The 7,355-nt window shown below is 67.7% G+C and carries 5 protein-coding genes and 2 pseudogenes; 5 read left to right on the top strand and 2 right to left on the bottom strand.

Features of this window, described 5'->3' with window-relative positions; all coding sequences use genetic code 11:
• The 5 genes and pseudogenes from AC27VN_RS27335 to sugE all read left to right on the top strand — a co-directional run.
• A pseudogene (locus tag AC27VN_RS27335) lies at positions 1 to 572 on the top strand (DNA primase); the annotation flags it as partial.
• A 309-nt stretch (positions 573 to 881) separates the two neighbouring features.
• A complete protein-coding gene (gene rpoD, locus AC27VN_RS27330; RefSeq protein WP_093343063.1) occupies positions 882 to 3,257 on the top strand; it encodes an RNA polymerase sigma factor RpoD in 2,376 nt (791 codons plus the stop codon).
• A 108-nt stretch (positions 3,258 to 3,365) separates the two neighbouring features.
• Positions 3,366 to 4,601: a multidrug effflux MFS transporter gene (locus AC27VN_RS27325; RefSeq protein WP_057590423.1), complete on the top strand. Its 1,236-nt coding sequence runs from the start codon at positions 3,366 to 3,368 to the stop codon at positions 4,599 to 4,601.
• A gap of 52 nt (positions 4,602 to 4,653) precedes the next feature.
• The gene (locus AC27VN_RS27320) at positions 4,654 to 5,790 is read left to right on the top strand and encodes an HPP family protein (RefSeq protein ID WP_490878555.1); all 1,137 of its coding nucleotides are present in this window, start codon (positions 4,654 to 4,656) and stop codon (positions 5,788 to 5,790) included.
• A gap of 28 nt (positions 5,791 to 5,818) precedes the next feature.
• The gene (gene sugE, locus AC27VN_RS27315) at positions 5,819 to 6,139 is read left to right on the top strand and encodes a quaternary ammonium compound efflux SMR transporter SugE (RefSeq protein ID WP_093343472.1); all 321 of its coding nucleotides are present in this window, start codon (positions 5,819 to 5,821) and stop codon (positions 6,137 to 6,139) included.
• Between the two features lie 12 nt (positions 6,140 to 6,151).
• Here sugE and AC27VN_RS27310 read toward each other — a convergent pair whose 3' ends face one another.
• Positions 6,152 to 7,138, bottom strand: coding sequence for a tripartite tricarboxylate transporter substrate binding protein (locus tag AC27VN_RS27310; protein WP_490878554.1), 987 nt, complete (start codon positions 7,136 to 7,138; stop codon positions 6,152 to 6,154).
• A 39-nt stretch (positions 7,139 to 7,177) separates the two neighbouring features.
• A pseudogene (locus AC27VN_RS27305) lies at positions 7,178 to 7,355 on the bottom strand (CoA transferase); the annotation flags it as partial.

Raw genomic sequence — 7,355 nt, 5'->3', positions numbered from 1 at the left:
ACGAAGAGCGCGAGCGCTACTACGAAAACGATAGCAAGAAGCGGCCGTTCAACAAGCGCTTCGGCCGCAAGGAGCCGCCGCGCGAACCGATGCGCGGGCGCAGCCAGCCGCTGAGCCGGCCCGACATCGCGGTGCGCCTGCTGCTCGCCAACATGGCGCAGTGGGAGCCGCTGTCGCACGAGGTGCACCTGATGCTGTGCGAGCTGCCCGGGCCGCACGGCGCCCTGTTCACCTGGCTCGACAGCCAACTGCACGAGCACGGCGCCCAGCCGTGGGCCGCGCTGCGCGAAGGCATGCGCGGCCAGGAGTTCGAGGCGCTGGCCGACAAGCTGATGACGGCCTCGGAAGGCGGCGCCCCCGTCGATCCGGAAGCGAGCGAGAACGATCTGCTGGCCGAGGCCGCCCGCGAGCTGGGCAGCGTGCTCGATTTCATGCTCGACGACCGCCTCAAGTTCCAGCAGAGCGAGGCCATCGCGGCCGTCGGCAAGGATCCGAAGGCGCTCGAACGCTACAAGGCGCTCGAGGCGCGGCGGCTCGAATTGCGCACCCGCATGCGTCCCAAGACGGTGTAATTGCTTGAAATTTGCGCAAGACGCTATAATGTAGGGCTTCGCAACTGGCGAAATCGGCAAGAGCGACAGCAGCACCTCCGGACCGGCCCCTCGCGCAACGCACTCCACGGCAACCCCGCTGGAAAGGGCCAATAACCGCAAGGACTGCACACCAAATGATCGCCCGACATCTTGCCTATTGAGGATTTATTCCTCTTTTGCCCAATTGTTCCTGTCCGGCTGTGCCGGGCTGGCGGCGCTGTCTTCGCGGACCGCGCCCGTGTGATTTCGTGTGATCCCGCTTGTCCATTCTTGTTGTAACGAGGTCGTATGCCCAGTTCAAAGAAGCCTGCTCCTTCACCCGCCAAAAGCGCCGCCGCCAAGCCTGCAGCCGAAAAACCGTTGAAAGCAGCCGCTTTGCCGGCAACTAAGACGGGTGCAGCCGCGTCAAAGGCGGCAGCCGCAACGAAAGTGAAAACCGTGCCCACGAAATCGACGACCACCACCGACGACACCAAGAAGACAGCCGCCAAGACGGCTGCGGCAGGCGCTGCCGCCCCCGCCGCCAAGAAGGTCGGCCGCCCGCCCAAGGCCGCCAGCACCGCTGCCGCCGCGCCCGCCACCGGCGCCAAGCGTGGCCGCAAGCCCAAGGCCGACAAGGATGCGCCCGAGAGCGACGTCGACCTGTCGGACATCGAGGACGACCTGGCCGGTGACGAGCCGGTGGCGGCCGTGGCGACGACCGAAGAGAAGGTCAAGCCGCTGCGCATGAAGATCAGCAAGGCGAAGGAACGCGCCTTGATGAAGGAATTCGGCCTCGACGAAACCGTGCTGTCCGAGGAAGACCTCGCCAAGCGCCGCTCGCGCCTGAAGACCCTGATCACGCTGGGCAAGACCCGCGGCTACCTGACGCACGGCGAAATCTCCGACCACCTGCCCGACAAGCTGGTCGACGCCGAGACCATGGAAGTCGTGGTCACCATGCTCAACGACATGGGCGTGGCCGTCTACGAGCAGACCCCCGACGCCGAAACCCTGCTGCTGAACAACACCGCCCCCACCGCGACCACGGTGGAGGAAGCCGAGGAAGAAGCCGAGGCGGCTCTCTCCACGGTGGACAGCGAATTCGGCCGCACCACCGACCCGGTTCGCATGTACATGCGCGAAATGGGCACGGTCGAACTGCTGACCCGCGAAGGCGAAATCGAGATCGCCAAGCGCATCGAAGGCGGCCTGATGGCGATGATGGAGGCCATCTCGGCCTCCCCCGCCACCATCGCCGAGATCCTGCGCCTGGCCGCCGAGATCCGTGAAGGCAAGGTCGTCATCTCGACCATCGTCGACGGCTTCTCGAACCCGAACGAGGCCGACGACTACGTGGCCGAGGAAGACTTCGACGAATTCGACGAGGAAGACGACGACGACGGCAAGGGCGGCTCCAAGGCCCTGACCAAGAAGCTCGAGGAACTCAAGAACGAGGCCCTCTCGCGCTTCGACCGCATCGCCGAGATGTTCGAGAAGGTGCACAAGGTCTACGACAAGGAAGGCTACGGCACGCCCTCGTACACCAAGGCCCAGCAGTCCCTGTCGGACGAGCTGATGACCATCCGCTTCACCGCGCGCACCATCGAGCGCCTGTGCGACCTCGTGCGCACCCAGGTCGACGACGTGCGCAAGAAGGAACGCGAGCTGCGCCGCATCATCGTGGACAAGTGCGGCTTCCCGCAGGACGAGTTCATCCGCGACTTCAGCGGCTTCGACAAGAACGGCAACCGCATCGCCTCCAACCTGCTGAACCTCAAGTGGGTCGAGAAGCAGGCCGCCGCCGGCAAGCCCTGGAGCGCCGTGCTCGCGCGCAACATCCCGCCGGTGCAGGAACTGCAGCAGAAGCTGGCCGACATCCAGTCGCGCGTGGTGGTGCCGCTGACCGAGCTCAAGGACATCAACAAGCGCATGAACGAGGGCGAATCGTCCTCGCGCGATGCCAAGAAGGAAATGATCGAGGCCAATCTGCGCCTCGTGATCTCGATCGCCAAGAAGTACACCAACCGCGGCCTGCAGTTCCTCGACCTGATCCAGGAAGGCAACATCGGCCTGATGAAGGCGGTGGACAAGTTCGAATACCGCCGCGGCTACAAGTTCTCGACCTACGCCACGTGGTGGATCCGCCAGGCGATCACGCGCTCGATCGCCGACCAAGCGCGCACGATCCGCATCCCGGTGCACATGATCGAGACCATCAACAAGATGAACCGCATCTCGCGCCAGCACTTGCAGGAGTTCGGCTTCGAGCCCGACGCCGGCATCCTGGCCGCCAAGATGGAGATCCCGGAAGACAAGATCCGCAAGATCATGAAGATCGCGAAGGAGCCGATCTCGATGGAAACCCCCATCGGCGACGACGACGATTCGCACCTGGGCGACTTCATCGAGGACAGCAGCAACACGGCCCCGATCGAGGCCGCGATGCAGGCGGGCCTGCGCGACGTGGTCAAGGACATCCTCGACTCGCTGACGCCGCGCGAAGCCAAGGTGCTGCGCATGCGCTTCGGCATCGAGATGTCGACCGACCACACGCTGGAAGAAGTCGGCAAGCAGTTCGACGTGACGCGCGAGCGCATCCGCCAGATCGAGGCGAAGGCCCTGCGCAAGCTCAAGCATCCGTCGCGTTCGGACAAGCTGCGCAGCTTTATTGATACGCTCTGAGCCGGTCTCCCGGTATTTCCCCGACAAGGAGGCGCCCGCAAGGGCGCTTTCTTTTTTGGGCCCCTCTGCGACAGATGCAAAGATAAGAAGAATGGAGCAATCCTCATCATGAATCCCGATGCAGACAAACTCTGGCAAGCCCCGCGCTGGGCGCTGGCCGTGCTGCTCGCGGTGCTCGGCATGCTCGGGCCCTTCTCCATCGACACCTACATCCCCGCCTTCTCGGGCATCGCGCGCTCGATCGGCGCGACGCCGGCCGAGATGCAGCAGACGCTCTCGGCCTACCTGTTCGGCTTCGCGTTCATGAACCTGTTCCATGGCGCGCTGTCCGACAGCTTCGGGCGCCGGCCGGTGGTGCTGTGGGGGCTCGCGGTGTTCACGCTGGCCTCGCTGGGCTGCGCGCTGTCGCAGACGATCACGCAGCTGGTGCTGTTCCGCGGCCTGCAGGGCCTGTCGACCGGCGCGGGCATCGTGGTCTCGCGCGCGGTGATCCGCGACATGTTCCCGCCCGCCGAGGCCCAGCGCGTGATGAGCCAGGTCACGATCTACTTCGGCGTGGCGCCCGCCATCGCGCCGATCGTCGGCGGCTTCCTGTTCGTGCACGCGGGCTGGCACGCGGTGTTCTGGTTCCTGGTGGCCGTGGGCGTGGTGCTGTTCGCCGCCAACTACAAGCTGCTGCCCGAGACGCTGCATCCCTCGCACCGCCAGTCCTTCCACGTGCGCCACCTGCTGCGCGGCTACTGGGACCTGTGCTCCGACCCGCGCTTCCTGCTGCTGGCCTTCGCCAGCGGCGTGCCCTTCAACGGCATGTTCCTCTACGTGCTGGCGGCGCCGGCCTTCCTCGGCGACCACCTCGCGCTGCAGCCGCAGCAGTTCTTCTGGTTCTTCCTGCTGACCATCGGCGGCATCATGCTCGGCGCGCGCGCCAGCGGACGCATGGCCGGCAAGGTGGCGCCCAAGCGCCAGATCCGCGACGGCTTCCTGATCATGCTGGTCACCTCGGTGGTCAACGTGGTCGCCAACACCTTCTTCCAGGCCCACGTGGCCTGGGCGCTGTGGCCGCTCGCGGTGTTCGCCTTCGGCTGGGCGCTGATGGTGCCGGTGGTCACGCTGCTGGTGCTCGACCTGCATCCCGAACGCCGCGGCATGGCCTCCTCGCTGCAGGCGGTGATCGGCTCCACCGCCAACGGCATCGTGGCCGGCGCGGTGGCGCCGCTGGTGATGCATTCCACGCTGGCGCTCGCGCTGACCTCGACCCTGATGCTGGCCATCGGCCTGGTGGCCTGGGTCTGGCTGCACGGCCGCTGGCCCGACATCGGACGGCGCGTCGCCCACGAGGGCTGAAGCGGCGGCAGGCGAACGAACAAGAACAACACAGAGACACTCTTCGATCCGCATGTCCTCCGCCAACAAGCTCCTCGTCTATCTGCGCGCCTGGCTGCCGGGCCGCACCACCGTCGATGCGCGCGAGCGCCTGCGCGCCATGGGCGGCGCGGCGCTCGGGCTGCTGATCACCGCGCTGATCTGCCGCTGGATCGCGCAGACCCTCGGCGGCAATGCCGTGTGGCTGATCGCGCCGCTGGGCGCCAGCGCGGTGCTGGTGTTCGCGGTGCCGGCCAGCCCGCTCGCGCAGCCCTGGTCGGTGGTGGGCGGCAACACGCTGTCGGCCATCGTGGGCATCGCCAGCGTCAACTGGATTCCCGACCCGGCCGTGGCCGCCGCGGTCGCGGTCGGCGGCGCCATCGGCCTGATGTTCGTCGCGCGCTGCCTGCATCCACCGGGCGGCGCCGCGGCGCTGCTCGCGGTGCTCACGCACACCACGCACCTGTCGTCGGCCTTCTTCCCCTTTTTCGTCAACTCGCTGCTGCTGGTGCTGGCGGGCGCGGCCTACAACAGCTTCACCGGCCGGCGCTATCCGCACGTGCAGGTGGCGCAGCCGCCGCGCGCCGACGCGCGGTTCAGCCAGGCCGACATCGATGCCGTGCTGGCGCGCTACAACCAGGTGCTCGACATCAGCCGCGACGACCTCGAGTCGCTGATCCAGCAGACCGAGCTCGAGAGCTACAAGCGGCGGCTCGGCACGCTGCACTGCGACGACATCATGTCGCGCACGCCGATCACGGTGGAGTTCGGCACGCCGCTGCAGGAGGCCTGGGCGCTGATGCACGAGCGCCGCATCAAGGCGCTGCCGGTGGTCGACCGCACGCGCCGCGTGGTGGGCATCGTCACGCAGGCCGACTTCTTCCGCCAGCTCGACCTGGCGCATCACGAAGGCATCGCGGGCCGGCTGCGCGACTTCATCCGCGCCACCCGCACCGTGGTGTCGAACAAGCCCGAGGTGGTGGGCCAGATCATGACGCGCCAGGTGCGCGTGGCCAGCGCCGACCGCCCCGTGGTCGAGCTGGTGCCGCTGTTCTCCGAGGGCGGCCACCACCACATCCCGATCATCGACGCCGAGAAGCGCCTGGCCGGCATGATCACCCAGTCGGATTTCGTGCGCGCTCTCTACAGCGCGGTGCGGCCCGGGAGCTGACTCCCTTTTTCTTCAAGGAGGCATGCGCATGGCCTGGATCGTGTTGTTCTTCGCCGGCCTGCTCGAGGTGGGCTGGGCCATCGGCCTCAAGTACACCGAGGGCTTCAGCCGCTTCTGGCCCTCGGTCGGCACCATCGCGTCGATGGCGCTCAGCGTGGTGCTGCTCGGCTGGGCGATGCGCACCTTGCCGGTGGGCACGGCCTACGCGGTGTGGACCGGCATCGGCGCGGTCGGCACCGTGGTGCTGGGCATCGTGCTGTTCCAGGAGCCCTCGAATGCCGCGCGGCTGGTCTGCGTCGGGCTGATCGTCGCGGGCATCCTGGGCCTGAAGCTCACGAGCGCGCACTGAGCGCCCGCGCGCTCACTCCAGCACCACGTTGGCCTTCTTCACCAGCGCCGCGTAGCGCGCCGCCTCGCTGCGGAAATAGGCCGCGGCCTGCTCGGGCGTGGTGGGCTTGATGAGGTTGCCCTGCTTGTCCATGGCCTCGCGCACCTCGGCGCTCGCGAAGGCCGCGGCCACGGCGTCGTGCACGCGCTGCACCTCGGCCGCCTGCATCTTCGCGGGCCCGATCACCGCGAACCAGCCCTCGACCACGTAGTTCGGCAGCCCCTGCTCGGCGATGGTCGGCATCTCGGGCGCGGCCGGCGAGCGCGCCGGGCCGCACAGGCCGATGGCGCGCAGCGCGCCGCTCTTCAGGTGCGGCTGCACGGCCGGCAGCGCGACCACGCCCATCTCGACCTGGCCCGCGATCATGTCGGTGACCATCGGGCCCGTGCCCTTGTACGGAATGTGCCGCGCCTTCACGCCGGCTTCGTCCATGAACATCTCGCCGGCCAGGTGGATGATGGTGCCGTTGCCCGAGGAAGCGTAGTTGTAGCCCTCGGGCTTGGCGCGCAGCAGCGCCACCAGCTCCTTCACGTTCTTCGCCGGCAGCTTCGGGTTCACCGCCAGCACCAGCGGCGTGGCGCCCACCACGCTGATCGGCGTCACGTCGACGATCGGGTCGAAGGGCATCTTCCTGAACACCGCCGGATTGATGACGTGGTTGTTCGACACCATGCCCAAGGTGAAGCCGTCGGGCACGGCCTTGACCACGGTCGAGGTGCCCGTGATGCCGCCCGCGCCCGGCTGGTTCTCGACCACCACCGGCTGGCCGAAGGCCTTGCCGAGCGCGACCGTGGCGGCGCGCACGATGGCGTCCACGCCCGAGCCCGCGCTGATCGGCAGGATGAAGCGCACGGGCCGGTCGCCCTGTGCCCAGGCGGGCCAGGCAGCCAGCGCGGCCGCGCCGGCACCCAGGCCCAGCAGCGCGCGGCGGTTGATGAAGGAAGGCAGTGGGTTGCGCATCGTCTTGTCTCTCGTTGTAGTGGGGAAGAAAAAACCGGCCTAGGCCACGGCCGCGTCGTCGAGCAGCGCCTGCATCTGCGCCTCGCCATAGCCGAGCTCGGCCAGCAGCTCGCGCGTGTGCTGGCCCAGCGTCGGCGGATCGAGGCGCACGCCCAGGCGCTCGCCGCCCAGCGTGATCGGGAACAGCGTGGTCTGCGCGGTCTGGCCCGCGCGCTCG

The sequence above is a fragment of the Variovorax sp. 20P10.2.4 genome (assembly GCF_058244205.1).
The sequence above is the reverse complement of the archived record's forward strand: the minus strand, read 5'-3'. Positions and strand labels throughout refer to the sequence as shown.

Coding starts and splice junctions, on each gene's coding strand:
- AC27VN_RS27325 (WP_057590423.1), top strand. CDS start 3,366: ATGAATCCCGATGCAGACAAACTCTGGCAAGCCCCGCGCTGGGCGCTG.
- rpoD (WP_093343063.1), top strand. CDS start 882: ATGCCCAGTTCAAAGAAGCCTGCTCCTTCACCCGCCAAAAGCGCCGCC.
- AC27VN_RS27310 (WP_490878554.1), bottom strand. CDS start 7,138: ATGCGCAACCCACTGCCTTCCTTCATCAACCGCCGCGCGCTGCTGGGC.
- sugE (WP_093343472.1), top strand. CDS start 5,819: ATGGCCTGGATCGTGTTGTTCTTCGCCGGCCTGCTCGAGGTGGGCTGG.
- AC27VN_RS27320 (WP_490878555.1), top strand. CDS start 4,654: ATGTCCTCCGCCAACAAGCTCCTCGTCTATCTGCGCGCCTGGCTGCCG.